We start from the raw sequence: 25,630 nt of genomic DNA on the forward strand, positions 1-25,630 counted from the left end.
AGCGCCATCCAGAGCGGCATGCGCGCCCCGCTGCCGTGGCTGCCGCCGTAGTTCTGCGGATGCCAGCGCCCGCACGTGCGCGAGCCGTCACGCACGATGGTGTTCGGCGTATAGCCGTTCTCGAGGGCCGCCGCATAGACGTAGATCTTGAACGACGAACCGGGCTGGCGCCGGGCGTGCGTGGCGCGGTTGAATTGGCTTTCGCCATAGTCCGGGCCGCCGACGAGCGCCCGCACGGCGCCGTCCGTCTCCATGGCGACGAGAGCCCCGGAATCCATGCGCAGGCTACGCCCCCGCTGGCGGAGGAACGTAACGAGGGCTTCGTCCGCCTGCTTCTGCATGGTGAGGTCGATGGTCGTTCGCGCGGTGAGCACGTACTGGTTCTTGCCTTCGGCCAGGCGCTGCACCTCCTCGAAGGCATAGTCCAGGAACCAGTCCGGGCTCGTGGTCGCGCGTGTCTCGACGATCTGAGCCGGGTGAAGGCGGGCCTCGTGTACCTGAGCCGGCGTGTAATAGCCGGTCTCAACGAGGTTCTGCAGCACGACGTTGGTGCGCGCGCGGGAGGCGGGCAGGTTGACGTGCGGCGCATATGTCGTCGGGGCCTTGTAAAGACCGGCGAGGAGGGCCGCCTCGGCGAGATTCACCTCGCGCACGGACTTGCCGAAATAGAACTGTGAGGCCGCCTCGACGCCAAACGCGCCGCCGCCGAGATAGGCGCGGTCGAGATAGAGCTTGAGGATCTCCCGCTTGGTGAAGCGCGTCTCGAGCAGAAGGGCGAGGAACGCTTCCTTGATCTTACGGTCGATCGAGCGCTCGGATGAGAGAAAGAGGTTTTTGGCGAGCTGCTGGGAGAGCGAGGAGCCGCCCTGGACGACGTCGTTGGCCCGCAGGTTTTCGACGAGCGCGCGCAGCGTGCCGAGCACGTCGATGCCAAAGTGCTCGAAGAAGCGCCGGTCCTCGGTGGCGAGCGTCGCCTTGATCACCGCATCGGGGATCTCTTCGAGCGGCACGGCGTCGTTATGCAGGATGCCGCGCTGTCCGATTTCATTGCCGGAGGCGTCGAGGAACTTGACGCTGTACTTGCCGGTGAGAAAGCGGCCCTCGTCGAAATCGAGAAAGGCGGGGAGCGCGAGCGCATAAAGAACGAACAATCCGCCCGTGGCGAGTGACAGGGTTTCGGAGCCGGCCTCGTTCAGCAGGCGCCGCCAGCCGGTCAGCTTGAAGCGGCCGAAGAAGCTCGATGCGGCGTTCCAAAGATCCTTGCAGCGCGACCAGAACTCGGAGACGGCGGAGTCGAGGCGTGAATCGAGGCTCATCCAATCGATGCCCTCGCGCCGACCTCGCTTGAAGAACCAGTCGCTCAACGTGCAAACCCGCTTTTGAAAAAATCCGGCCGGCGAGTGCGCGGGGCGTCCGCGGTGGACCAGCTTGGGCGGACTCAAAACATACGCCATTATCGTCATTTATGCGGCTGCGAGAAGGGTGCTCGCGGCGCTGCGTTGTGCTTCGGAAGGGACCGGTGCTGCGGCGCATGGCACAATATTGCAAAATTATCCCCGTCTATGCTGGATGATATACTTTGGTATGTTTTGGCGTTTTGAAGTATAAATTCAAATGTGCTTCGTAGTTCAAAGTATATCTTCTTTTATTGTTGACAGCGTTGCGGTGGTTGTGTAGTATTTCTGTATGGCTCACAGAGTGCGCCAAGGCGGCGCCGGGCCGAAATCAAGACATCATCTGAAAATGCAAGCTGAGCGGCGATGATGGCCGCCCAGTTGGAGCGGCGCATGCAGGTCGACGATGAGACGTGGGCTGCGGTGCGCCGTGCGTATGCCGATGCGTCGGTGCCGCTGGCCGAGATCGCGCGGCGCTTCGGGCCAACGCCGCTCTCGATCGGGGCCCGAGCCAAGCGGGAAGGCTGGGCCGGGCGCGAGGCGCGGATGCGGCAACGCGGCTGGGCCACAGCAAAGAAGGCGAACCGGCTGCCGGCGCGGCCAAAAGGACGAAGCGTCAAGACGAGTACGCTGCCCAGCCGCGGCGCGCAGCGGGCGCTCATCGGCAGGCTCTATCGCGCGATCAGTCTGAAGCTCGAGCACATGGAGGAGAGAATGGCGAGCGGAGAAGACCGTTCGGCGCAGGACGAGGAGCGCGAGAGCCGCGCCCTTGCGACGCTGATCAGCAATTTCGAGAAGGTCACGGAGGCTGTCGCTGGACTCGACAAGGATAGGGATGCCCCCACCCGCGCCGCCGGCACGACCAGCGCCGATGCGGAGCGCATGCGGCGCGAGATTGCAGAACGCCTTGAGCGCCTCGGCAGCAGCGGGCCGCCTCGCGGAGGATCTGGCAAGCCTCGACGCTGAGACGCTCGCTTTCATTCTTGCAGACTGGCAGGTTTGGGCGCGGGACGATCAGCTTCCGCCGACGACCACAGCGGCGGGCGGCGCCTGGCGCGTCTGGCTCATTCTTGGCGGACGTGGCGCGGGGAAGACGCGCGCTGGCGCGGAATGGGTGCGGGCGAAGGCGCTTGGTATTCCGCCTCTCGGCTCGAGCCCGGCGCGGCGGATCGCGCTCGTCGGTGAGACGCTGGCGGATGTGCGCCGGGTGATGATCGAGGGCGTATCGGGCCTACTGGCGATCCATGGCGACGGCGAGCGTCCCGAGCTCGAGGTCTCGAAGTCGCAGCTCATCTGGCCCAACGGCGCCATCGCGCAGATGTTCTCGGCGGAGGACCCGGACAGTCTGCGCGGGCCTCAGTTCGATGCCGCGTGGTGCGACGAGCTCGCTAAGTGGCGGTACGCCGAGGAGACCTGGGACATGCTGCAGTTCGGCATGCGGCTTGGCGAGAGCCCCACCATTGCTGTCACCACGACGCCGCGTCCCATGCCGCTTTTGAAAAGCATCATGGGCGACCAGGCGACGGCGATCACGCGGGCCGCGACGTCGGCCAACGCCGCGCATCTCGCGCCGGCGTTCATCGCCGAAATGGAGCGGAGATACGTGGGCACGGCGCTCGGCCGGCAGGAGTTGCTCGGAGAGATCGTCGACGATCAGTCGGGCAGCCTGTGGCGGCGGGACTGGATCGATGACAATCGCGTCGCCGCGTGTCCTGAGCTGACAAGCATCGTCGTGGCCGTGGACCCGCCAGTGACAGCGACCGCGCGCTCGGACGCGTGTGGCATCGTTATCGCCGGCGTCGGTGCGGACGGGCGTGCGTACGTCGTTGCGGATCGCACGCTGCAGGGCCGCGAGCCGACCATATGGGCGCGCGCCGCGGTGGGCGCCTATCACGAGTTCATGGCCGATCGCGTCGTTGCCGAGGTGAACCAGGGTGGTGATCTCGTGATCGCCGTGCTGCGCCAGATCGACGAGGCGGTGGCGGTGCGCACCGTGCGGGCGACGCGCGGCAAGTGGCTTCGTGCGGAACCTGTGGCGGCGCTCTATGCTGAGGGCCGCGTGGTCCATGTGGGCCGGCATGGAACGCTGGAAGAGCAGATGCTGGCCTTCGGCGCCGATGGGCTTGCGCATGGACGGAGTCCCGATCGCGTCGATGCGCTGGTGTGGGCGCTCACGGACCTTATGATCGACCGTGCCGCGCCGGCTATCCGCCAACTGTGACGGGGTGCCTCGCTTCGCAGTGTTCCTCCCTGCTGAGGCGGGGTGACGAATTTCGCCGAGATGAAGGATCTTTCGATGCCGCGTATCCTGGAAACGCTGGCGGGCCTCTGGCCTGGCCGGGCGAAGTCTGCTGCCGTTTCGGTCACGGCCGCTAACGCCCGTGCGGACGAGATGAAGGCCAGTGCGGCTGGGCCACTGTTTGTGTTGGAGACGCTGGGCCGGCCGGTCTGGACGCCGCGTGATTACGAGGCTTTCGCACGCGAAGGCTTCATGCAGAACGCGATCGTCTACCGGGCCGTGCGCATGATCTCGGAAGCGGCGGCGTCGGTGCCGCTTTTGCTCTACGAGGGCGATGCCGAGCACGATCACCATCCGCTACTCGACCTCCTGGCGCGCCCGAGCCTGGATCAGACGGGCGCTGATTTCCTCGAGGCCTGGTATGGCTACCTGCTCGTTTCCGGCAACGCTTATGTGGAGGCGGTGGCGCTCGAGGGTCGTATCCGGGAGTTGCACGCGCTGCGGCCGGATCGCATGAAGGTGGTGCCGGGCGCGGAGGGGTGGCCGGAAGCTTACGAATACACCTGTGCCGGACGCACCGTGCGCTTCGAGGAGGAGCCGGTCGCGGGCGTCCGCCCGATCCTGCATGTGCGGCTCTTCCATCCCGTTCATGACCATTACGGTATGAGCCCGATCGAGGCGGCGGCGCAGGCGATCGACATTCACAACACGGCGGGGCGCTGGAATAAGGCGCTGCTCGACAACTCGGCGCGGCCGTCCGGTGCGCTGGTCTACGGCGGCGCTGACGGGCGCATGACGGCGGAGCAGTTCGAGCGCTTGAAGGCGGAGCTCGAGGATGGCTTCCAAGGTCCTCGCCGGGCGGGGCGTCCGCTTCTGCTCGAAGGCGGTCTCGACTGGAAGCCGCTCTCGCTCTCGCCGAAGGACATGGATTTCATCGCAGCCCGCAATGGGGCAGCGCGCGAGATCGCGCTTGCGTTCGGCGTGCCGCCGATGCTGCTCGGCATCCCGGGCGACAATACGTATTCGAATTATCAGGAAGCGCAGCGGGCCTTCTGGCGTTCCTCGGTTCTGCCTCTGGTGATGCGGACGGCGAAGGCGCTGTCGTCGTGGCTGGCGCCGGCGTGGGAAGCGGGACGGGGCAAGGCAAGCCATGATCCGGGGCGCGGACAGGATCGTCTCGAGCTACGTCCGGACCTGGATCAGATCGAGGCGTTGTCGGGCGAGCGCGAGGCGTTGTGGGCGCGCGTCGAGAAGGTGAGCTTCCTGACGCTGAACGAGAAGCGCGCCGCGGTTGGCTACGCGCCGTTGGCGGAGACTGTGTCGTCTGCGCCTGCGACGCGTAAGCACTCTGAGTGACAACCCACCCGAGCCCTGCTCGGGTTTTTTATTCTCGCCGGTGAGCGGAGCCGGCACCGCCGCATAAACACAAACTGGAGATACGCCTCATGGCCATGCGCACATGGGAACGGGACGGATTTGCGATGCTGCCATCGGAGATGCGGCCGGTGCCCGAGGTGAAATTCACGTCCCTCGACTTCAAGCAGACGGACGCGGACGGCCGCTTCGAAGGCTATGCGAGCCTCTTCAACCGCGAGGACCTGGGACGTGACATCGTACTGCCGGGCGCGTTTCGCGACAGTCTGGCAGCGCGCGGGCCGCGCGGCATCAAGCTTTTGTTCCAGCATGACGCCAACCAGCCGATCGGCATTTGGACGAGGCTCGAGGAGGACGGTCGCGGGCTCTACGCGCAGGGGCACCTGATGCGGGACGTCGGCCGGGCGCGCGAGGTGATGGCGCTGATGCGGGCCGGGGCTCTCGACGGCCTCTCGATCGGTTTCAAGGCCGTCCGTGCCCGCCGCGATCGTGTGACGGGCGTGCGTCGGCTCGAGAAGATCGATCTCTGGGAGATCTCGATCGTGACCTTTCCGCTGCTGCCTGAAGCGCGGATCACAACGACCAAGACGAAACCGTTCGCGTCGGCACCGCCGACCGAGCGCGAGTTCGAGCGGTGGCTCACGCGGGATGCTGGGCTGACGCGAAGCGAGGCGCGGGCGCTGTTGCGCTCGGGTCTCGCCGGCCTCAAGGCTCTGCGGGATGCGGGCCAAGGCGAGAGCGAGGAGGCGAGGTTGGCGGCGCAGATGCGCCGGGCGGCCTTGGTGCTCCTCAAGCACTGAGTGAGCTTAAAAGGATGCATTCCCGATGACGGACAACACCGATCTCGAGACCAAGGCCGGCGGCAGCGTCGGCGAGGCCTTCGAGGAGTTCATGCGCGCCTTCGAGGCCTACAAGGACACCAACGACGAGCGGCTCACCGAGCTCGAACGGCGCGCCGCGGCCGATCCTTTGATCGACGATAAGCTCGCGCGTCTCGACCGAGCGCTCGACGAGACCAAGCGTGTCGCCGACCGCCTGGCCATCAAGGCGCAGCGGCCGCATCTCGGCTCCGGCGCGGTATTGGAGACGGCAGATGTGCGAGAGCATCGCCGCGCCTTCGAGGACTATGTGAGGAAGGGCGAGACGGGGAACCTCTCGTGGCTCGAGGCGAAGGCGCTCGCCGTATCGACGAACAGCGGGGCTGACGGCGGCTACCTGGTGCCGTCCGAAACGGAACGCGCGGTCATCTCGGCGCTCAAAAACATCTCGCCGATGCGAGCGATTGCGTCCGTGCGGCAAGTGTCGGGCTCCGTCTACAAGAAGCCATTCGCAACCAGCGGGTTTGCCACCGGCTGGGTCGCGGAGACGGCGGCACGCACCGAGACCAATACGCCGACGCTTCAAGAGCTGTCGTTTCCGACCATGGAGCTCTATGCCATGCCGGCGGCGACTGCGACGCTGTTGGACGACAGCGCCGTCAATATCGATGAATGGATCGCCGAGGAGGTGCGCGACACCTTCGCCCAGCAGGAGGGAACCGCCTTCGTCTCGGGTGACGGGTCGAACAAGCCCAAAGGCTTCCTCACCTACACGAAGGTCGCCGATGGGTCGTGGTCGTGGGGCAATATCGGCTGCATCAAGACGGGCGTTGATGGTGGCTTCTCGGCGAGCGATCCGGGACACAAGCTGATCGACCTCATCTACACGCTGAAGGCAGGGTATCGCACAGGCGCCACCTTCATCTTCAACCGTGGCACGCAGGCCGCGATCCGCAAGATGAAGGACGGCGATGGTCATTACATCTGGCAGCCGGCCGCAGCGGCCGGCGAGCCGTCGCTGCTGATGGGATATCCGGTGGTCGAATCCGAGGACATGCCGACGATCGCCAACGACAGCTACTCGGTGGCGTTCGGCGATTTCCGACGGGGTTATCTGATCGTCGACCGGGTCGGCATCCGCGTGTTGCGCGATCCCTATTCGTCGAAGCCCTACGTGCTCTTCTACACGACCAAGCGCGTGGGTGGCGGCGTGCAGGACTTCAACGCCATCAAGCTTCTGCAATTCGCCGAGTAAGCGAGCCTCCGCAGACAAGCTCCGGCGGGTTTCCTCCCTGCTCGCCGGTTGAGAGCGAAGCCGCCGGCCACCCCCTCCGGCGGCTTCGCTCGTTTGGGGGAGCTGCATCTTAGCAATGAGAGGACAGCATGACCCTCGCGTTGACGAGCGGGCCTGCCCAGGAGCCGGTGACGGTGGCTGAGGCGAAGGCTCATCTGCGTTTCGATGGCACCGCCGAGGATGTTCTTATCGGCAGCCTGATCGTGACTTCGCGCTTGCATGTCGAGGCGGCGCTCGGGTTGGCGCTGATCACGCAGGATTGGCTTTTGAAGATGGACCGGTGGCCGGACAGCGGCGACGTTCGCTTTCCGCTGCGGCCGATCCAGAGCATAACGTCGGTGACGGTGCTCGACGAGCATGGGACGCCGACCGTCATACCGAGCGAGGACTACCAGCTCGACGGCCAGGCGCTACGGCCGCGCCTGATCGCGCGCGAGGGAAAATGGCCGCCGCCGGAGCAGCGGGCGGGCGGCATCGAGATCCACTTTTCTGCCGGCATCGGTGACGCGGCGGAGGATCTTCCGGAGCCCATTCGCCACGCCATCCTGCTTCTCGTGGCCCATTGGTACGAGCATCGCGATCCGCTCGAAATCGGAACGGCGGGCACGGCTATTCCCGCGGCCGTGTCCGAGCTTCTGCGGCCCTATCACGAGGTGCGGTTGTGAGTGTCGCAATCGGAGAGATGCGCCATCGCCTCGCGCTCGAAGCGCCGCTCACAGAGGCGGACGGCGGCGGCGGGGCGAAAGAGACCTGGGCGCTGGTTGCCGAAGTCTGGGGCGCGATGCGACCGATCTCGGGCCGCGAGAGCGTGGAGGCGGATGGACTGAGAGGGCGCGTGAGCCACGAGATATGGATCCGCTACCGGAAGGGACTCGTGCCGGAGATGCGCTTCGTCCTTGGCCCGCGCGTGTTCGACATTCGCGCGATCATCGATGCCGGTGAGCGGCGGCGGTTTCTGCGCTGCCTCGTCGAGGAGCGTGTGCTGTGAAGGTGAGCCTGCGGGTGACAGGCGGCGGCTTCGCGCGTGCCGAGGCGCGTGTTGAGGAGATGCGCCGCCGCGCCATCGAGCGCGTGGAGGCGCGGCTTCTGACGGAGCGGGATGCGCGCGCCAACCAGCGCGATGCAAGTCCACCACCGAAGCCTGCGAGGTAAAGAGAATGTCCAGCCCGGCCTGGGAGCTGCAGAAGGCGGTCTATCGCGCGCTCATTGCCGATACGGCGCTGGCGGCGCTGCTTGGTGGCGCGCGCATTTACGACGACGTGCCGCGCGGCGCGCCGTTTCCCTATGTCACGTTCGGCCCCAGCACGACGCGCGACTGGAGCACGGGCACGGACAGCGGCACCGAGCACGTGTTCACACTGCGCGCTTGGTCGAAGGAGAAGGGGGAAATGGAGGTGCATGGCCTCATGCATGCAATCCGAACGGCGCTGCATGGAGCGGCTTTGACGCTCGCGGGCCATCGGCTGGTGAACCTACGTCATGAGACCAGCGATACGCTGCGCAATGCCGACGGCGAGACGTATCAGGGCATCGCCCGCTTCCGCGCCGTGACGGAGCCAGACCCGTAGCGAACGGGACAGCACAGCACATCTCCTTGTGCGGAAGGCAGCGGGCGGAAGCCCGTCCGCGCACAAACGCATCCATCTCAGAGGAACAGAGCCATGGCAGCGCAAAAGGGCAAAGACCTTCTCTTGAAGGTCGATAGCGACGGTGACGGGAGTTTTACGACGGTGGCGGGCTTGCGCGCCCGCACAATCGCCTTCAACGCCGAAACGGTGGACGTCACGCATCAGGAAAGCGCGGGCCAATGGCGCGAGCTCCTGGCCGGGGCCGGCGTGAAGAGCGCACGCCTCTCGGGTTCGGGCATATTCAAGGATGCGGCGTCCGACGAGCTCATCCGTAGCTATGTCTTCGCGGGCACCATTCGCGACTGGCAAGTCGTGGTGCCGGATTTTGGGACCGTTGAAGGGCCGTTCCAGATCACCTCCTTTGAGTTGACCGGCCGCCACGACGGCGAGGTGGCCTTCGAACTCGCCCTGGAGTCGGCAGGCGAGCTGACCTTCACTGCTGCGTGAAATTTGAGGGAAGAGATATGGCCAATCGCTATCGCGGCGAGATCGATGCCGTCCTCGACGGCAAGCCTTATACGCTCTGTCTCACGCTCGGCGCGCTGGCGGGGCTTGAGACAGCGTTCGGCGAGGAGGACATGCTGGCGCTCGCCACGCGCTTCGAGGCAGGGCGGATTTCGGCACGCGATTGCCAGCGCATCATCGGCGCCGGCCTGCGGGGCGCGGGGTTCGACATCAGCGACCAGGCGGTCGCTTCCATGAGAGTCGAGGGCGGCGCGGCGGGATACGTCGATATCGTGGCGCGCCTCTTGTCGGCAACGTTCGGGGCGAAGCTCGGCGGCGACGATATGGAGACGGGAGGGGAGAAGGCCACGGGCCCTTTCCCTGGGGCGAGGTGATGGCCATCGGCTTTGGATTGCTTGGCCTCGAACCGCGCGCGTTCTGGGGCCTGACGCTGCCTGAACTCAACGCTGCTGTGCGGGGGCGCTTCGGCGCTGTGGGCCATGAGGGCCCGCCATCGCGCTGCGAGCTTGCCGCGCTTTCAGACCGTTATCCGGACAGATGAGGAGATGACGCCATGGCGGACCCTAACGCGCCGGTGGAGACCTGGGTCGTCGCTGTCGATGCCGATACGAGCGCGCTTTCAGCCGAGCTGCGGCGTGCGGCCGGGCTTGGGCGACAGTTTTCAAACGCGCTCGTCGGCGCGTTCGACAGCATTGCGATTAAGGGCCGTAACGTGGGCGATGTGCTGCGCACGCTCGCGCTTCGGCTATCCGACATCGTTCTCAAGGCGGCATTGCGCCCGCTCGAGCAGGGGTTTGGCAACCTCCTGTCTGGGCTGATGTCGGGCGGTATCGGTTTTGCAAAAGGCGGGGTCGTGCAGCAGGGCCTGCCGGTGCCGTTCGCCGCCGGGGGTGTAATCCAGAGCCCGATCGCCTTTCCCCTCGCAGGGGGACGGATGGGTATTGCGGGCGAGCGCGGCGCGGAAGCCATCATCCCGCTTTCGCGCGGGCCCGACGGACGGCTTGGCATTGCGGCCCGTGGCGGGGGCGGCACGTCCGTAACGTTCAACGTCGTGGCGCAGGACGCGCAGAGCTTCCTGCGCTCGGAAACGCAGGTGGCGGCCATGCTGGCTCGGGCGGTCTCGTTCGGCCAGCGCAATCTTTAGAGCCATTCCGGTTCCGCATCGCAAAGGCGCGCGCCGGCTTTTCCGTGCCGCATGCGGGTGGCCGCGCACCACAGGAGTGAGATCGTGAGCTTTCATGAGGTTCGCTTTCCGACCGCCATCTCGCGGGGCGCCCAGGGTGGGCCGGAACGGCGCACGGACGTCGTCGTGCTGGGGTCCGGCTTCGAGGAACGCAACAGCCGCTGGGCGGAGTCTCGCCGCAGCTACAATGCGGGCTACGGCGTGACGTCGCTGGACGCGCTTCATGAGGTGATCGCATTTTTCGAGGAACGGCGCGGGCGCTTCCATGGCTTCCGCTGGCGGGATCATGCGGATTGGAAGTCTTGCCCGCCGGCAAGCGTGACGACGGCGCTGGATCAGGAGATCGGCGTCGGCGATGGGGTGACGCGCAGCTACCAGCTCACGAAAATTTACGGCCTCTCGTATGCGCCTTATGCGCGCGAGATCCGCAAGCCGGTCGTCGGCACGGTCAAGGTGGCAGTTGATGGTGTGGCGCGCACGGAGGGGGAGCATTTCACGGTCGATGCGACAAGTGGCGTGGTGCGCTTCGAAGTGGGAGTGACGCCCGCGCCTGGCGCGATCGTTACGGCCGGGTTCGAGTTCGACGTACCCGTACGCTTCGATACCGACAAGCTCGAGATCAATCTCTCCGGCTTTGCAAGCGGTGCCATTCCCAACATTCCGGTCATCGAGATCCGTCTATGAAACAGCTTCATCCCGGGCTCGCCGCGCATATTGCGTCCGGCGCCACGATGCTTTGCTGGTGCTGGCGGCTGACGCGGCGTGACGGCGTGCGACAGGGATTTACGGACCATGACCGCGATATCGTCTTCGGCGATACGGTGTTCGAGGCGGCGGCGGGCATGACGGCGAGCGAGATCCGCGATTCGGCCGGCCTCAGTGTGGACAACCTCGAGGTGACGAGCGCGGTCACGTCTGAGCGCCTCGCAGAGGCGGATCTTGCGGCGGGGCTTTATGACAACGCGGCGATAGAGATCTTCCGCGTGAACTGGAGCGCGCCGGAGCAGCGCGTTCTGATGCGCCGGGGCAACTTGGGCGAGGTGAGGCGCGCAGGACAGGCATTTACGGCGGAGGTGCGTGGTCTCGCACATACGCTGCAAGAGACACGCGGGCGACTGTTCCAGTATGCGTGCGATGCGGATCTCGGCGATCGGCGCTGCGGGGTGGATCTTACAAGCGCAAAATTCTTCGGCCTGGGCGCGCTGGTGTCGGTGGCGAGCCCGCGCCGCCTCACGGTGAGCGGCCTCGGCAATTTCGCAAGCGGCTGGTTCACACATGGCTTGCTGACGTTCACGTCGGGCGCCGCTGAGGGGCAGTCCGTCGAGGTGAAGCAGCACGCCGTTGCAGGCAACACAGTCAGCATTGAACTGTGGAGCGCGGCGCGGTTGCCGCTTATGAGCGGCCAGACATTCGCCGTGACCGCCGGCTGCGACAAGGCGGTTGGCACGTGCGCGGCGAAGTTCTCAAACGTCGCCAACTTTCGCGGTTTTCCGCACATGCCAGGCAACGATTTCCTGACCGTCGTCAGCCGCCCCGGCTCGGGCAAGCGCTGAGGAAACGCACATGGCACGTTCGAGGTTTGCCGGTGACCCTCAATCCCCGACGGGAGCGTGGTCGGTGAGGCGCCCTGCGCGCGCGCGGCGGCATTCGGCGAGAGACGTGATCGTTGCCGCGCGGGCGTGGATCGGGACGCCTTACCATCATCAGGCGAGCATAAGGGGCGTCGGCGCCGATTGCCTCGGTCTGATCCGCGGTGTCTGGGCCGACCTCTACGGAGAGCCCACAGAGAGGCCGCCGGCTTATTCGCGTGACTGGGGCGAGGTGGCCGGCGAGGAGACGCTGCTCGCTGCGGCGACGCGTCATCTCATCGCCAAGGATACGTCCGAGGCCCAGGTGGGAGATGTGCTGATCTTCCGCATGCGTGCAGGCGCCATCGCAAAGCACGCCTCCATTCTTGCGACGTCGGAAACCATGATCCATGCGGCGGAGGATCGCCGTTTGTCCGAAGTTCCGTTCGGCGGCTGGTGGCGCCACCGCCTCGCCGCCGTCTTCTCCTTTCCAGGGACCGAACGCTAATGGCCACGCTTGCTCTTGCCGCGGTCGGCGCTGCAGCCGGCGGCGCGCTCCTGCCGTCCGGCATCTCCATGCTCGGCATGACCCTGTCAGGCGCGGCGATCGGTAGCCAGATCGGCGCGTTCGCCGGCAACTACATCGACAACGCGCTGTTCGGCTCTTCGGGGCGCCGGCGTGCCGTCGAGGGGCCGCGCCTCAACGACCTGCGCATAACGTCCTCGACGGAGGGAGCGCCGATCCCGCGCCTCTATGGCCGCACGCGCCTCGGCGGGCAGGTGATCTGGGCTGCACCCATCCGGGAGCGCGTGGTAACGCGGCGATCGGGTGGCGGGAGCTCGAAGGGTGGCCGATCGAGCGAACCGTCTACCGAGACCACGGAGTATCAGTATTTCGGGACGTTCGCCGTGGCCCTTGCCGAAGGAGAGATCACCGGCATCGGCCGTGTGTGGGCCGACGGCGCGGAGATCGATCTCGCACGGGTGACGCACCGCGTCTATTTCGGTACCGAAACACAGCGTCCTGATAGCGCCATCGTGGCTGTAGAGGGAGCTTCGGCCGCGCCGGCCTATCGGGGTGTCGCGTATATTGTGTTCGATGACATGGCGCTCGCGGCCTTCGGCAACCGTATTCCACAGCTCTCCTTCGAGGTGCATCGCACGGTAGAGCCGTTCGGCAAGAACATCCAGGGCGTGGTTCTCATTCCTGGCTCGGGCGAGTTCGTCTATGGGACGATGCCGGTCAGCAAGGTGAAGCGTCTTGGAGTCAGCGAGGCCGAGAACGTGCACACGCTGCAGGGGGGCGCCGACTGGAGCGTATCGCTCGACCAGCTTCAGGCGACGCTTCCCAATGTGGCCTCGGTGTCGCTGGTGGCGAGCTGGTTCGGCACGGATCTCCGCGCGGGGCATTGCAAGGTGAAGCCCGGCGTGGATCTCGCGGACAAGACCACGTCTCCGCTCACGTGGCGGGTGAGCGGGGCGGAGCGGGGCGATGCCCATCTCGTAAGCCGGAAGGACGGACGCGCGGCCTACGGCGGGACGCCGTCGGATGAGGTTGTCGTTCAGGCGATCAAGGATCTGAAGAAGCGCGGGATTGCGACCGTGCTGACGCCGTTCATCCTGATGGACGTGCCGGAAAGCAATGCGCTTGCCAATCCCTACGGCGGAGTGTCCCAACCGCCCTATCCATGGCGCGGGCGCATCACCTGCCATCCCGCGCCCGGTGAGCCGGGAAGTCCAGATCGGACGAGCGCGGCAGCAAGCCAGATCGCGGCCTTCGTCGGCACCGTCTCGGCCAGTGCATTTTCAATCTCGGGCGAGCGCGTCGTCTATTCAGGCCCCGAGGAATGGTCTTTCCGGCGCATGGTGCTGCATTACGCCTGGCTCGCGAAGGCGGCGGGAGGCGTCGATGCGTTCGTGATCGGCACGGAGCTTCGCGGCCTCAGCTGGGTGCGCAGCGGCCGCTCCACCTATCCGTTCGTCGATGCGTTGATCGCGCTGGCGGCGGATGTGAAGGCCATTCTCGGCGCCAACACCAAGGTCACCTATGCGGCGGACTGGTCCGAGTACTTCGGTCACCAGCCGGCGGACGGCTCGGGGGACGTGCATTTCCATCTCGACCCGCTCTGGGCATCGAGCGCCATCGACGCGATCGGCATCGATCTTTATTGGCCTCTCGCCGACTGGCGCGACGGCACCGCGCATCTCGACTATGCGGCGGGCACGCGCTCGATCTACGACGAGGCCTATCTGCGCGGCAACGTGCAGGGCGGAGAAGGGTACGACTGGTACTACGCGAGCGCCTCGGATCGTGAGGCGCAGATCCGCGCGCCGATCACGGACGGACAGGGCCAGCCGTGGGTGTTTCGCTACAAGGACATCCGGTCCTGGTGGCGGAACCGGCATTTCAACCGCATCGGCGGCGTGGCAAATCCCGCGCCCACGGCCTGGGTGCCGCAGTCGAAGCCGTTCTGGTTCATGGAGATCGGCTGTCCGGCTATCGACAAGGGCGCCAACCAGCCGAACGTTTTCGTTGATCCGAAGAGCGTTGAATCGGCGATGCCGTATTTCTCGCGCGGGATCCGTGACGACCTGATGCAGCGCCTCTACCTCAAGGCGATGATCGATACGTTCGATCCCACGAGCGATCACTTCGTGGCGGCCAACAATCCCGTATCCGCGGTTACGGGCGGGCGCATGGTCGATCCGGCGCGTATCTACGTCTATTGCTGGGATGCGCGGCCTTACCCGGCGTTTCCCCATGACCTCGAAGTTTGGAGTGATGGCGAGAACTGGCGTCTTGGGCACTGGCTGAACGGGCGCTTCTCAGCGGCGCCACTCTCGGCTCTGGTCGACAGCATTCTCGCCGACTACGGCATCGTGGGGCACGATACGAGCCGTCTCAGCGGGCTCGTTCATGGCTATGTGATCGACCGGCTCATGTCCCCGCGCGATGCGCTCGAGCCGTTGGAGCTTGCCTATTTCTTCGATGGTGTGGAGAGCGAGGGGCAGCTTTCGTTCCGTCATCGGGGATCAGAGGCGCCCGCCCTTTTTCTCTCTGAGAGCGATTTCGTTGAGGAGCGCATCGACGACCCGCTTCTGACGCTGACGCGCGCGCAAGAGACCGATCTTCCGATGTCGGCGAAGCTGAGCCACATCGCCGCCACGGGCGACTATCGGCAGGCCGTTGCCGAGGCGCGGCGGCTGGCGGTGGCGAGCGAGCGTGTGGCGCGGGCCGAGCTGCCGATCGTGCTCGAGCACGAGGCCGCGGCTCAAATCGCGGATGCATGGCTGTTTGAGACATGGGCGGCGCGGGAGCGCGCTCTCTTCAAGCTGCCGCCGAGCGCGCTCGCGGTCGAGCCCGGAGATATCATTGCGATCGAAAAGGACGACACTGAGTTCCTGGTGCGCGTCATCGATGTCGGCGAGCGGGGCGTGCGGGAGATCGAAGGGCTGAGTGTTGATCCCGAGGTCTACGCCGGTGCCGTTACGCTGCCGCGCCGTAGCCCGCCAGGGGAAGCGGTCTACGACGGCCAGCCACACATCGAGTTCCTCGATCTCCCTCTTCTGCGCGGCGACGAGCCACCGGAAGCGGGCTATGCGGCAGTGTTCCAGCATCCCTGGCCGGGTGGGCTGAACGTGTACGCGTCACCCGAGGATGCCGGCTATCTGTTGCGGGCAAGCGCGCTGGCGCCGGCGATCCTAGGCTTCACCTTGGATCCGCTGCCCGCGGGTCCGCTCGGTGTGATCGATCATGCGGCGCGGGTGCGCGTCGAACTCGGCGGTGGCGAGCTTCATTCGGTGACGCGGCTGCAGCTCCTTGCCGGAGCCAATGCGGCCGCCGTCCGCAACGAGGCGGGCGCTTGGGAAATTCTGCAGTTTGAACGTGCGAGACTCATCGCAGAGGCGACATACGAGCTTTCCGATCTGTTGCGCGGACAGGCGGGCAGCGAAAGCGAGATGCGCGCTCCGCTGCCGGCGGGCGCGGCTTTCGTGCTGCTCGGCCCGGAGATTGCGCGTATCGATCTGGCTCGGCACGAAGTCGGCTTGCCGCTGCTGTGGCGGTACGGACCGGCAAACCGGGACATTGCCGATCGCTCGTATGGCGCCGCGCAGCACGCATTCTTAGGGCGCGGTCTCAAGCCTCTTTCGCCGGTCCACGTCCGGGCGCGTCGCCAAACTGGAGGCGACATCACGCTCACCTGGATCCGCCGGACGCGCATCGGCGGCGACGGATGGGACGGGGCAGAGGTGCCGCTCGGCGAGGAAAGCGAAGGCTACGAAGTCGATATCCTGAACGGGGAGGCGGTGGTGCGCACGATCGCGTCGAGAACGCCCGCGTGCGCTTACTCCGCTGCTGATCAGGTGACCGATTTCGGTTCGCCGCAAGCCGTGCTTGCCGTTGCCGTGCATCAGATGAGTCCGGCTTACGGCCGGGGCACGGCGAAGCGCGCGATCGTGTGATCCGCGCGGGGCGCGCCGCCGATCGGCGTGTGCGGCCGAGTCACAGAAACTCAGCCTTTCATACCGAGGTGGACATGGATGACGCATGCTGGGCCGATGCATGCTGGCTCAAGGAAGCGTGGCGTGAATTCGGGCAAGCCGAGCGCGCAGGCGACCGCCATAACCCGCGCATCGTGGCCTTCTTCCGCGATGTCGGCCATCCGGGGATTGTGCGGGACGAGGTGGCCTGGTGTGCGGCGTTCTGTGGCGCCTGTCTCGAGCGGGCGGGCTTCGCGTCGACGCGCTCGCTGCTCGCACGCTCCTATCTCAAGTGGGGCCGCTCGCTTACGGAGCCGCGCGTCGGCTGCATCGCGGTTTTCTCCCGCGGCAGTGATCCGGGCAGCGGCCATGTGGGCTTCTGGCTCGGCGAGACGGACGATGCCGTTGTCGTGCTCGGCGGAAACCAGGCCAACTCCGTTTCCGTAGCGCGCTATCCCAAGAGCCGCCTCATCGGCTTGCGCTGGCCGGATGCGCGAAGCTCTGCCAATGGTGACGCTGTCTTCGAGCGTGCTCTCGCGCACGTGCTCGAGATGGAGGGCGGATATACGGACGATCCGCATGATCCCGGCGGGCCGACCCATCGCGGCATCACGCTCGCGGTGTTGGCTGCCTGGCGCAATGTCGCCGTGACCGACGCCAACCGGCAAGGCTTGGTCGAGGATCTCAAGGCTATCGACGCGGCCACGGTGCGAGCGATCTATCGCCGCCGCTATTGGGAACGGGCGCAGTGCGGAGAGCTCGCGCCGGCGCTTGCGCTGATGCATTTCGACACCGCCGTCAATCAGGGGTTCGGCACCGCGATCCGCTTTTTGCAGGAAGCGGTCGGTGCCGGCGTGGATGGGGAGATCGGGCCCGAGACGCGTGCTGCCATCGCACGTGCGGACGTCGTCCAGATCCTTGAGGCCTATGCCGAGATCCGGCGTCGCCGCTATCGGGCGCTCCCCCATTTCTGGCGTTTCGGCCGCGGCTGGCTCGCGCGTGTCACCAAGACGCTGGCACGCGCCAAAACGCTGGCCGCCGAAACGGCCGCGTCCCAATCTCAACCCGTAGGAGTGGAAGACATGACGACGATAGAGACTGGCTTAGCCTCAGGAAAATGGTGGGGGCATTCCCTCACCGTCTGGGGCACGATCGTGACCATCCTCTCGACTGTGGTGCCGGCGCTGGCGCCTGTGACGGGCGTCGATGTCACGGGCGATCTCGTGCGGGATGCCGGCGAGCAGGCCGTCGATGCGATGCAGGCAGTGGGCGCGCTGATTGGCACACTGATGACGATTTATGGCCGCATGCGGGCGACGGCGCCGCTCCAACGCAGCCTTTTGAAGGCGAAGGGCTGAGCGGGGGCTCCGAGAGGCGCTTCCGATCATAGTCGAAGCATGAGCGGTTGCTCATCGTCTTCCAGAGTAACGATTGTCGGGCTTCCCCCCACCCCCGGCCCCTCCCCACAAGGGGGAGGGGTTCCAGTCCGGTGGGAACTGGCACGCAAACAATCAGGCTTAGAGCCGTTCCGGCTTACGTGGAATCGAGGAACGGCCCGGGTTTTTGCTTCCTCGTGCATTCGTCGGGCACTTGAGCCCGCATGGCTCCGCCTGGTCTCTCTCTGGCATGGCTCCGCCATGACCCGGTTCCAACTTTTCCGGAAGCACTCTAGGTTTTTATTTGAGAGACTGGTTCACGTTCTCGGTGAATGCGTTTCCTCATCCACCTCAAACGATCAGGCTCTAGGCTCGGCATGGGCCGGCGACTATAGTCCGGGGATCTGTGAGGCAAATTCAGAGGGACCCCGTGCGCATTCTCGTCGTGGAGGACGACAACGATCTCAACCGCCAGCTCAATATGGCGCTGACGGCCGCAGGATATGCGGTGGATACGGCGTTCGACGGCGAGGAAGGCCACTTTCTCGGCGATACGGAGCCTTATGACGTCGTGATCCTCGATCTCGGCCTGCCGAAGATGGATGGGATCTCGATCCTCGAGCAGTGGCGGCGCGCCAATCGCAATATGCCGGTCATCATCCTAACGGCGCGGGACCGGTGGAGCGACAAGGTTTCCGGCATGGATGCGGGGGCCGACGATTACGTCGCCAAGCCGTTTCACATGGAGGAGCTTTTGGCGCGGGTGCGCGCGCAGGTGCGCCGGGCCTCGGGGCACGCCAAGAGCGAGATCGAATGCGGGCCGGTGCGGCTCGATACCAAATCCTCACGCGTGACGTGCGACGGCCAGCAGGTCAAGCTCACGTCCCACGAATACCGGCTGCTCGCCTATCTCATGCATCATAGCGGGCGCGTGGTTTCGCGCAGCGAGCTCGTCGAGCATCTCTACGAGCAGGACTTCGATCGCGATAGCAACACCATCGAGGTGTTCATCGGTCGGCTACGAAAGAAAATTCCGGCCGACGTGATCGAGACCGTGCGCGGTCTCGGCTACCGCATGAGCCGCGGCCCCGATGACGTTTAACTCGCTCGCGTTCCGTCTCTTCGCGACCTCGGCAGCCTGGGTGCTGCTGGTGCTGCCGATCGCGGGCATCGTCATCTATCATCTCAACCGCGACGATCTCCAGACGTCGTTCGACGCCCGGCTGGCGAAGCTCGTCAACTCCATCGCGGCCGACAGCATGGGCGGCGGCGGGGCAGAGCCCATCGCGCCCAAGAACCGCTACGAGCCGCTGTTCGAAGATCCTCGCTCGGGCTGGTATTGGCAGATCAAGCCGCTCGACGATACCGCGCATCCAACGCTGCGCTCGGTATCGCTCGGTGACGCGTCGATCGCGACGCCCGTCGAGCGCACCATCAAGCCGGATGCAGATGGCGCGCGCTGGATGAATGCCACCGGCCCCGCCGGCGAAGGCATCAGAATGATCGAGGTGATCGACAACCCCGGCCCGCGCGGCGAGGGGTCCCGCTATTCGGTGATCGTGGCCGGCCCCATAGATTGGCTCGACAGCCGGCTTTCGGGGTTTCTGACCCGGCTTTCGATCGCGCTGTTCCTTACCGGCGTCGGGCTGGTCGCGGTGACGCTGTTCCAGGTGCGCTTCGGTCTGCTTCCGCTGCGCCGCATCGAACAGGGCCTCTCGAATATACGCTCCGGTACGGCTGAACGTCTCGACGGCGAGCTTCCGGCTGAGATCCAGCCATTGCAGGAGGAGCTCAATGCCCTTCTGGCCTCCAACGAGGAGATCATCGACCGGGCCCGCACGCAGGTGGGCAATCTCGCCCATGCGCTCAAGACGCCGCTCGCCGTCATCACCAATGAGGCGCGGGAGGATAAGGGGCCGCTCGGGCGCAAGATCGTCGAGCAGGCCGCGATCATGCGCGATCAGGTAAACCACTATCTCGATCGGGCGCGGGTGGCGGCCGGGACTGGCGCTGTCATCGGGCGGGCGACGCAGGTCCACGAGGTTCTCGAGCCACTGAAACGGGCGCTCGAGCGTATCCACCGTGATCGCGAGATCGCCGTTGCCATCGCCTGCCCGCACGACATCCGCTTCGCGGGCGAGCGCCAGGACCTCGAGGAAATCCTGGGCAATGTTTGCGATAATGCCTGCAAGTGGGCAAAGGGGAGGGTGGTGGTCGACGTCGCTCACTCGACGAGCCGGCGGCCGCCCGGGCGCCTGACCATCCGGATCGAGGACGATGGTCCCGGCCTTTCGGCGGAGGAACGCCAGCGCATCGGCAAGCGCGGCGTGCGTCTCGATGAGACCAAGCCGGGGACAGGCCTCGGGCTCTCCATCGTCACTGATCTCGTGCAATCCTACCGCGGCACGCTTCGCCTGTCGGAGTCCGAGCTGGGCGGGCTGCGCGTGGATATCGTTCTGCCGTCTGCGGTGTGAGCAGGCCGCTTGCCACGCCGGACCGAAATGTGCCTCTTCGGCAACGGCGTCGGTCTTTGATCGCGAATCAGGATCAGATCGAATGCCGATCCTCCCTCAAAACGCCGATTTTCCAGTGGCTAACGTCGAACTTTTGCCTGAATGGCGGTGGAAACGGTGGGCTGGATGTGCTTGAAGTCGAGTCACATCTGGGCGTTCATCGGGCTCTTGCTAAGGCCCGGCAGGCCACGGGCGTGCGTCGGTGCGACGCCGCCCTGCGCTGTCGGGTCGGGCCCGGTCCGCGGGAGAAACGGGGATCTTTCAATGCGCATTATCGGCGCTTCCGCGCTTTTCATGCTGTCGGTTGGGCTCGCTGGCTGCGGTCCTGAGGGGCCGAGCAAGGCCGACACCGGTATGGTCGTGGGCGCGGTCGCCGGCGGCATCCTCGGCAATCAGGTCGGAAAGGGCAGCGGCAACATCGCGGCTACCGCGCTCGGCGCCGTGGTCGGCGGCATTGTCGGTAGCGAGATCGGCCGTTCGCTCGACGAGCAGGACCGGCGCCTCGCACAGGAAGCCGAATTCTATGCGCTCGAGCGCGGCCAGTCCGGCGTCTCCCGGCAGTGGCGCAACCCGAACAATGGCCGCTATGGGGAAGTGGTCCCGAGCCGGCCGTACAAGCGCGGAAATGTCGATTGCCGCGACTATACGCACAAGATCTTCGTCGATGGCCGGCCGCAGTCGATGCGGGGCACGGCCTGCCGTAATCCGGACGGCACCTGGAGCAACGTCGGCTAATTCTGCGTGACGAAAGCCCTATGACTATGGCGCGGCCGTTTGTCGTGGCGCTTCGGGCGCCCCGTTGTGCGAATCTCGGTCGCGCTATGGCTCGGCCGTCAAAATGGCGCGATCAAGCCGGCCACCTCTTGCCAGCCTGAGCCCCCGCCCCTATTGAACGGGGCTGATAGGCTAGAAGGCTTCTAAATGCTGCTTTGGCTCTGCTTCGCGTTCCTGACGGCGGCTGTCGTCGTCTTTCTCCTGCGACCGCTGCGGGCCGATCAGCTTTCGGCAATTGAGCCCGCCGCCGCGGACCTTGCGGTCTATCGCGATCAGCTTCGCGAGCTTGAGGCCGAGCAAGACCGAGGCCTTTTCATCGATAGCGAAATCGAGAGCGCGCGTGCGGAGGTCGCCCGGCGGCTTTTGCGCAGGGCCGGGAAAAGCCCCGCAGACGCCAATACCGCGCTGGCGGCGCACGATGCCGCGAGCCCCGCGCGGGCCCGATGGATCTACGTCGTCCTCGCTACCCTGCTACCTGTCTTCGCCGTGTCTCTCTACCTCCTGGAAGGTTCGCCCCACCTGCCGAGCCGGCCATTTGTCGAGCGTAATAGCGCGGAAGCCGGCCAGGCCGCCGTGGCCAATCTCGTCGGGCGCGTGGAGGAGCGGCTGCGGGCGCATCCCGAGGACGGGCGTGGCTGGGATGTCATCGCACCCGTGTATCTCCGGCTCGAGCGCTATGCGGAGGCGGCTCATGCGTTCGCGGAAGCGAACCGGCTCGAAGGGGAAAGCGTGCGCCGCCTTCTCGGCTTTGCCGAGGCCACGCTTCTCGCCGAGCGCGGTGTTGTCACAGAGCCCGTGCGAAGGGCAGCCCTGCGCGTGCTGGAACTCGATCCCGAGCGAACGCAGGTTCGCGTATGGCTGGCGCTGGCTAAGGAGCAGGACGGCGATCTCGCAGGCGCGGCGGAGGAATATCGGGGCATCCACGCCAAGGCTCCCGCGGATGCGCCATGGCGCACGGCGGTTGCGGAACGCCTGGAGCTCGTCGAGAAGAAGCTCAAGGGCGAGGCGGTGAACGACGGTTCTGGCGTCGGGCCGGCGCTGAATGAACGGGCACCCCAAGCGGCGCCGGCTGGCGAGATGCCGGATATTTCTACCATGGCGCCCGCCGAGCGGGAGGCCTTCATCGCGCGGATGGTGGACCGCCTCGCTGCGCGTCTCGAGGAGAACGGCAAGGACCTGGATGGATGGATCCGTCTCGCCCGTGCCTATAAAGTTCTCGGACGAGAGGGAGAGGCCCGGGCGGCGATCGCCAGCGCCCGCAAGAACTTCGCTGGAGAAGCCGCGCCGCTCGCGGAAATTGGGAAAGCTGAGGAAAGTCTCGGTCTCGCAGGAGAGGAGCTCGCGCCGCCACCATGACACGCAAGCAAAGGCGAGGCCTTCTGATCGGGCTGGGGGTCGGGGTGCTGTCGGTCGCGGCGATCCTGATGCTGTTCGCGTTCCGCCAGTCGATCGTCTTCTTCCATACGCCGAGCGAAGTGGTGACGCAAAAGATCGAGCCGGGCGTGCGCTTTCGTCTCGGGGGCCTCGTGGCCGACGGATCGGTGGTGCGCGGCGAGGGCACCAGAGTTGCCTTCACGGTGACGGATACGCTGCAGACGGTTCCCGTGAGCTATGAGGGCATCCTGCCGGATCTCTTCCGAGAGGGGCAGGGTGTCGTGGCGGAGGGTTCGCTCGGAGCCGACGGGCACTTCATCGCCGATACGGTGCTCGCCAAGCATGATGAGAACTACATGCCTCCCGAGGTTGCGAAAGCACTCGAGGAGCAGGGCGTGAAGCTCGGAGAAGGAGCGCGCCATCCGGAAGGAATGACGCAGTGAGAAAGGCCCCTAGGCTCATCGGCAGACGGACCGACCCCTTATCGGCGCACGGCGGCGGGACGGAAGCGCGGCGCTGCCAAAGCCGGCGGGACCTATCCGCTCCTATGAGCCGGAACCAGGGATCGAGGCGCGGATGATCATCGAAATCGGACACTTTGCGCTGATCCTGGCGCTTCTCGTCTCGGCGGCACAGATGATCGTGCCGGCTTGGGGCGCGCGTATGCGCGATCCGCGGCTGATGGCATTCGGCGAGCCTGCTGCGTTGAGCCAAGTGGTCCTGATCCTGATCGCATTCCTGGCCCTGATGTACGCGTATGTGACGTCCGACTTCTCAGTCGCCAACGTTGCGGCGAACTCGCATTCCGACAAACCGCTTATCTATCGGATCTCCGGCGTGTGGGGGAACCACGAGGGGTCGATGCTCCTTTGGGTCCTCATCCTCGCCGTGTTCGGTGCATCGGTGGCGCTCTTCGGGACCAACCTGCCGGCGACGCTCAAGGCCAACGTGCTTTCGGTGCAGAGCTCGATCGCGCTGGCGTTCCTCCTGTTCATCCTTCTGACGTCGAACCCGTTCGAACGACTCGATCCGGCGCCGTTCGACGGCAACGGCCTCAACCCCATTCTTCAAGACCCGGCACTCGCCTTCCATCCGCCCTTCCTCTACATGGGCTACGTCGGCTTCTCGCTGGCGTTCTCGTTCGCCATCGCGGCGCTGATCGAAGGGCGAACGGATGCGGCCTGGGCACGCTGGGTCCGGCCCTGGACGCTGCTCGCCTGGATGTGCCTCACGCTCGGCATCGCCATGGGCTCCTGGTGGGCCTACTACGAGCTCGGCTGGGGAGGCTGGTGGTTCTGGGATCCGGTCGAGAACGCCTCCTTCATGCCGTGGCTCGCCGGCACGGCGCTGCTCCATTCGGCGCTCGTCATGGAGAAGCGCGAGGCGCTCAAGATCTGGACGGTGCTGCTCGCGATCCTGACCTTCTCGCTGTCGCTGATGGGAACGTTCCTGGTGCGCTCCGGCGTTCTGTCGTCGGTGCATGCCTTTGCCGTCGATCCGGGGCGCGGTGTTTTCGTTCTTTCCATCATGGTGCTGTTTACGGGCGGTGGCCTGGCGCTGTTCGCGTGGCGCGCGCGCGACCTCCAGCAGGGTGGCGTCTTTTCTCCGATCTCGCGCGAAGGCGCGCTGGTGCTGAATAACGTGCTGCTGACCGTTGCATGCGTGACGGTGCTCGTCGGCACGCTCTATCCGCTTGCGCTCGAAGCCCTGAACGGCATGAAGATCTCAGTGGGCGCGCCATACTTCAACATGACCTTCGTGCCGCTGATGATCCCGCTGCTGCTGGTGCTGCCGCTCGGGCCGCTCATGGCCTGGAAGCGCGCCGATATCGCAGCTGCCATGGAGCGTCTCATCGCGGCTGCCGTTATTGCCGCCATCGTGCTCGTCGCCTCGTTCGCGGCCACGGAGCGGGGCCCATGGCTGGCGCCGTTCTGCCTGGCGATCGGAGCCTGGGTCATGGCCGGTGCACTGGCCGAGACGGCGTTTCGCATCAAGCTCGGGAAAGGACCGCTCCGCGATTCGCTGCGCCGGCTGGTCAATCTCCCCCGTGCCGCAATCGGGACCATGCTCGCGCATTTCGGCGTTGGCCTCATGGTCATCGGCATCGTTGGAACGACCGCCTACAAGAGCGAGGAAATCCTGCTCATGCGCCCCGGCGAGAGTAAAGAGATCGCTGGCTATACGCTCACTTTCCGCGGTGCGGCGCCGGCGCAGGGGCCGAACTACACGGAGACGATCGGCGTCTTCGACGTGACGCAGGACGGTGTGCCGGTCACCCGGCTCGAGCCCTCGAAGCGCCTCTACACGGCGCCGCCGCAGCCGACCTCAGAAGCCGGCATCTACGCACACTGGACGGGTGACCTCTATGCCGTGCTCGGCGATCAGCAGCCGGACGGCGGCTTTGCTGTGCGCCTCTATTTCCATCCGCTCGTGCGCTGCATCTGGCTCGGCGCGCTCGTGATGTTCATCGGCGGCGCGGTTTCGCTATCCGATCGCCGCCTGCGGGTGGGCATGCCGCGGCGCGCCTCACGGGTGCCGGCAGGCGCCCCGGCGGAGTGAGGGACGCCATGGAAGCCAGGAGCATGACAGGCTGCGCGCGGCGATGGTTCGCCATCGTGGTGGCGGCTCTCCTCGTTGCGGGGGGAGCTCCGGCGGCGGTTCACGCCGTCACGCCGCAAGAGGTGTTGCCGGATCCGGTGCTTGAGAAGCGCGCGCGCGATATTTCGGCCGAGCTGCGGTGCCTCGTCTGCCAGAATCAATCCATTGATGATTCGGACGCGCCACTGGCCCATGATCTGCGCGTGCTGGTCCGCGAGCGGCTGAGCGCAGGCGATAGCGATCAGCAGGTGCGCGACTTTCTCGTGGCGCGCTATGGCGAGTTCGTGCTGCTGAAACCGCCGTTCTTGGTCAACACGCTGCTGTTGTGGCTGATGCCGCTGTTGGGCCTCGCGGCCGCCGTGCTGATCCTGTGGCGCGCTTTCTCTCCGGCACGGCGGGAAGCGACGGCAGCGGTGGCGCGGACGGCAAAGCTCTCTCTCGAGGAGCAGGCGGCTCTCGATGATCTGCTCAAGCGTGAGCGGGGCGGGGATCGCAACTAGAGCATTTTCCGATCATACGTATCCGGCGGCGTTGAAGTAGCTGGAACAGT

General features: G+C 65.7%; 26 protein-coding genes. 25 read left to right on the top strand and 1 reads right to left on the bottom strand.

The features are described 5' to 3' along the window. A partial coding sequence (locus V7P99_RS12750) for a transglycosylase domain-containing protein (protein WP_333795206.1) occupies positions 1-1,316 on the bottom strand: 1,316 nt, incomplete at its 3' end. 471 nt (positions 1,317-1,787) lie between these two features. Between V7P99_RS12750 and V7P99_RS12755 the strand changes: the two genes are divergently transcribed. The 25 genes from V7P99_RS12755 (at position 1,788) to V7P99_RS12875 (ending at position 25,580) form a co-directional block, all read left to right on the top strand. Further along, on the top strand, positions 1,788-2,360 hold the full coding sequence (locus V7P99_RS12755; protein ID WP_333795207.1) for a hypothetical protein: 573 nt from the start codon (positions 1,788-1,790) through the stop codon (positions 2,358-2,360). After that, positions 2,266-3,615 (top strand): DNA-packaging protein, encoded by a 1,350-nt coding sequence (locus V7P99_RS12760; protein WP_333795208.1) that lies wholly within the window; start codon positions 2,266-2,268, stop codon positions 3,613-3,615. Before V7P99_RS12755 ends, V7P99_RS12760 begins: the two co-directional genes overlap by 95 nt. Before the next feature lie 96 nt (positions 3,616-3,711). After that, positions 3,712-4,989 (top strand): phage portal protein, encoded by a 1,278-nt coding sequence (locus V7P99_RS12765; protein ID WP_442909904.1) that lies wholly within the window; start codon positions 3,712-3,714, stop codon positions 4,987-4,989. Positions 4,990-5,129: 140 nt separating this feature from the next. Then, on the top strand, positions 5,130-5,807 hold the full coding sequence (locus V7P99_RS12770) for an HK97 family phage prohead protease (protein ID WP_442909905.1): 678 nt from the start codon (positions 5,130-5,132) through the stop codon (positions 5,805-5,807). Between the two features lie 25 nt (positions 5,808-5,832). Beyond that, positions 5,833-7,080: a phage major capsid protein gene (locus tag V7P99_RS12775; RefSeq protein WP_333795209.1), complete on the top strand. Its 1,248-nt coding sequence runs from the start codon at positions 5,833-5,835 to the stop codon at positions 7,078-7,080. 128 nt (positions 7,081-7,208) lie between these two features. Next, positions 7,209-7,784, top strand: a complete 576-nt coding sequence (locus V7P99_RS12780; RefSeq protein ID WP_333795210.1) for a head-tail connector protein — start codon at positions 7,209-7,211, stop codon at positions 7,782-7,784. Next, the gene (locus V7P99_RS12785; protein WP_333795211.1) at positions 7,781-8,107 is read left to right on the top strand and encodes a phage head closure protein; all 327 of its coding nucleotides are present in this window, start codon (positions 7,781-7,783) and stop codon (positions 8,105-8,107) included. Before V7P99_RS12780 ends, V7P99_RS12785 begins: the two co-directional genes overlap by 4 nt. Further along, positions 8,104-8,271, top strand: coding sequence for a hypothetical protein (locus V7P99_RS12790; protein ID WP_333795212.1), 168 nt, complete (start codon positions 8,104-8,106; stop codon positions 8,269-8,271). Before V7P99_RS12785 ends, V7P99_RS12790 begins: the two co-directional genes overlap by 4 nt. 5 nt (positions 8,272-8,276) lie before the next feature. Continuing rightward, positions 8,277-8,687, top strand: a complete 411-nt coding sequence (locus tag V7P99_RS12795) for a DUF3168 domain-containing protein (RefSeq protein WP_333795213.1) — start codon at positions 8,277-8,279, stop codon at positions 8,685-8,687. Positions 8,688-8,780: 93 nt separating this feature from the next. Further along, positions 8,781-9,194 (top strand): phage major tail protein, TP901-1 family, encoded by a 414-nt coding sequence (locus V7P99_RS12800; protein WP_333795214.1) that lies wholly within the window; start codon positions 8,781-8,783, stop codon positions 9,192-9,194. Between the two features lie 17 nt (positions 9,195-9,211). Further along, a complete protein-coding gene (locus tag V7P99_RS12805; RefSeq protein ID WP_333795215.1) occupies positions 9,212-9,586 on the top strand; it encodes a gene transfer agent family protein in 375 nt (124 codons plus the stop codon). Continuing rightward, the gene (locus tag V7P99_RS12810) at positions 9,586-9,753 is read left to right on the top strand and encodes a phage tail assembly chaperone (RefSeq protein ID WP_333795216.1); all 168 of its coding nucleotides are present in this window, start codon (positions 9,586-9,588) and stop codon (positions 9,751-9,753) included. Before V7P99_RS12805 ends, V7P99_RS12810 begins: the two co-directional genes overlap by 1 nt. Before the next feature lie 12 nt (positions 9,754-9,765). Next, entirely contained in the window at positions 9,766-10,356 is a 591-nt protein-coding gene (locus V7P99_RS12815; protein WP_333795217.1) for a phage tail tape measure protein, read from the top strand. An 84-nt stretch (positions 10,357-10,440) separates the two neighbouring features. Continuing rightward, positions 10,441-11,079: a DUF2460 domain-containing protein gene (locus tag V7P99_RS12820; protein ID WP_333795218.1), complete on the top strand. Its 639-nt coding sequence runs from the start codon at positions 10,441-10,443 to the stop codon at positions 11,077-11,079. Beyond that, complete coding sequence (locus V7P99_RS12825) at positions 11,076-11,948, top strand: DUF2163 domain-containing protein (protein WP_333795219.1); 873 nt, start codon at positions 11,076-11,078, stop codon at positions 11,946-11,948. Before V7P99_RS12820 ends, V7P99_RS12825 begins: the two co-directional genes overlap by 4 nt. Positions 11,949-12,012: 64 nt before the next feature. Then, entirely contained in the window at positions 12,013-12,471 is a 459-nt protein-coding gene (locus V7P99_RS12830; protein ID WP_333795220.1) for an NlpC/P60 family protein, read from the top strand. Beyond that, positions 12,471-16,427, top strand: coding sequence for a baseplate multidomain protein megatron (locus V7P99_RS12835; RefSeq protein WP_333795221.1), 3,957 nt, complete (start codon positions 12,471-12,473; stop codon positions 16,425-16,427). Before V7P99_RS12830 ends, V7P99_RS12835 begins: the two co-directional genes overlap by 1 nt. A 74-nt stretch (positions 16,428-16,501) precedes the next feature. Further along, entirely contained in the window at positions 16,502-17,803 is a 1,302-nt protein-coding gene (locus tag V7P99_RS12840; protein WP_333795222.1) for a TIGR02594 family protein, read from the top strand. 448 nt (positions 17,804-18,251) lie between these two features. Beyond that, positions 18,252-18,923 carry a response regulator transcription factor gene (locus tag V7P99_RS12845; RefSeq protein ID WP_333795223.1) on the top strand — a complete coding sequence of 224 codons (672 nt, stop codon included), beginning with the start codon at positions 18,252-18,254 and terminating at the stop codon, positions 18,921-18,923. Further along, on the top strand, positions 18,913-20,295 hold the full coding sequence (locus tag V7P99_RS12850) for an ATP-binding protein (protein WP_333795224.1): 1,383 nt from the start codon (positions 18,913-18,915) through the stop codon (positions 20,293-20,295). The genes V7P99_RS12845 and V7P99_RS12850 overlap by 11 nt, the downstream gene beginning before the upstream one ends. 303 nt (positions 20,296-20,598) lie before the next feature. After that, on the top strand, positions 20,599-21,069 hold the full coding sequence (locus V7P99_RS12855; RefSeq protein ID WP_333795225.1) for an RT0821/Lpp0805 family surface protein: 471 nt from the start codon (positions 20,599-20,601) through the stop codon (positions 21,067-21,069). Positions 21,070-21,255: 186 nt separating this feature from the next. Then, the gene (gene ccmI / locus V7P99_RS12860; protein WP_333795226.1) at positions 21,256-22,464 is read left to right on the top strand and encodes a c-type cytochrome biogenesis protein CcmI; all 1,209 of its coding nucleotides are present in this window, start codon (positions 21,256-21,258) and stop codon (positions 22,462-22,464) included. After that, positions 22,461-22,925 carry a cytochrome c maturation protein CcmE gene (gene ccmE / locus V7P99_RS12865; protein ID WP_333795227.1) on the top strand — a complete coding sequence of 155 codons (465 nt, stop codon included), beginning with the start codon at positions 22,461-22,463 and terminating at the stop codon, positions 22,923-22,925. Before ccmI ends, ccmE begins: the two co-directional genes overlap by 4 nt. A gap of 133 nt (positions 22,926-23,058) precedes the next feature. Next, the gene (locus V7P99_RS12870; protein ID WP_333795228.1) at positions 23,059-25,041 is read left to right on the top strand and encodes a heme lyase CcmF/NrfE family subunit; all 1,983 of its coding nucleotides are present in this window, start codon (positions 23,059-23,061) and stop codon (positions 25,039-25,041) included. A 23-nt stretch (positions 25,042-25,064) separates the two neighbouring features. Next, positions 25,065-25,580, top strand: a complete 516-nt coding sequence (locus V7P99_RS12875; RefSeq protein WP_333795229.1) for a cytochrome c-type biogenesis protein — start codon at positions 25,065-25,067, stop codon at positions 25,578-25,580. Positions 25,581-25,630 lie beyond the last annotated feature (50 nt).

Origin of the sequence: Hyphomicrobium sp. (assembly GCF_036780825.1) — a bacterium.
In the GTDB taxonomy this organism is placed as follows: domain Bacteria; phylum Pseudomonadota; class Alphaproteobacteria; order Rhizobiales; family Hyphomicrobiaceae; genus Hyphomicrobium_C.

Bases quoted from the DNA above. Each gene is read 5' to 3' on its own strand.
- V7P99_RS12770 (WP_442909905.1), top strand. From the start codon at position 5,130: ATGCGGCCGGTGCCCGAGGTGAAATTCACGTCCCTCGACTTCAAGCAG.
- V7P99_RS12835 (WP_333795221.1), top strand. From the start codon at position 12,471: ATGGCCACGCTTGCTCTTGCCGCGGTCGGCGCTGCAGCCGGCGGCGCG.
- V7P99_RS12870 (WP_333795228.1), top strand. From the start codon at position 23,059: ATGATCATCGAAATCGGACACTTTGCGCTGATCCTGGCGCTTCTCGTC.
- ccmE (WP_333795227.1), top strand. From the start codon at position 22,461: ATGACACGCAAGCAAAGGCGAGGCCTTCTGATCGGGCTGGGGGTCGGG.
- V7P99_RS12755 (WP_333795207.1), top strand. From the start codon at position 1,788: ATGCAGGTCGACGATGAGACGTGGGCTGCGGTGCGCCGTGCGTATGCC.
- V7P99_RS12840 (WP_333795222.1), top strand. From the start codon at position 16,502: ATGGATGACGCATGCTGGGCCGATGCATGCTGGCTCAAGGAAGCGTGG.
- ccmI (WP_333795226.1), top strand. From the start codon at position 21,256: ATGCTGCTTTGGCTCTGCTTCGCGTTCCTGACGGCGGCTGTCGTCGTC.
- V7P99_RS12760 (WP_333795208.1), top strand. From the start codon at position 2,266: ATGCGGAGCGCATGCGGCGCGAGATTGCAGAACGCCTTGAGCGCCTCG.
- V7P99_RS12850 (WP_333795224.1), top strand. From the start codon at position 18,913: ATGACGTTTAACTCGCTCGCGTTCCGTCTCTTCGCGACCTCGGCAGCC.
- V7P99_RS12805 (WP_333795215.1), top strand. From the start codon at position 9,212: ATGGCCAATCGCTATCGCGGCGAGATCGATGCCGTCCTCGACGGCAAG.
- V7P99_RS12780 (WP_333795210.1), top strand. From the start codon at position 7,209: ATGACCCTCGCGTTGACGAGCGGGCCTGCCCAGGAGCCGGTGACGGTG.
- V7P99_RS12810 (WP_333795216.1), top strand. From the start codon at position 9,586: ATGGCCATCGGCTTTGGATTGCTTGGCCTCGAACCGCGCGCGTTCTGG.
- V7P99_RS12795 (WP_333795213.1), top strand. From the start codon at position 8,277: ATGTCCAGCCCGGCCTGGGAGCTGCAGAAGGCGGTCTATCGCGCGCTC.
- V7P99_RS12775 (WP_333795209.1), top strand. From the start codon at position 5,833: ATGACGGACAACACCGATCTCGAGACCAAGGCCGGCGGCAGCGTCGGC.
- V7P99_RS12855 (WP_333795225.1), top strand. From the start codon at position 20,599: ATGCGCATTATCGGCGCTTCCGCGCTTTTCATGCTGTCGGTTGGGCTC.
- V7P99_RS12875 (WP_333795229.1), top strand. From the start codon at position 25,065: ATGACAGGCTGCGCGCGGCGATGGTTCGCCATCGTGGTGGCGGCTCTC.
- V7P99_RS12800 (WP_333795214.1), top strand. From the start codon at position 8,781: ATGGCAGCGCAAAAGGGCAAAGACCTTCTCTTGAAGGTCGATAGCGAC.
- V7P99_RS12815 (WP_333795217.1), top strand. From the start codon at position 9,766: ATGGCGGACCCTAACGCGCCGGTGGAGACCTGGGTCGTCGCTGTCGAT.
- V7P99_RS12825 (WP_333795219.1), top strand. From the start codon at position 11,076: ATGAAACAGCTTCATCCCGGGCTCGCCGCGCATATTGCGTCCGGCGCC.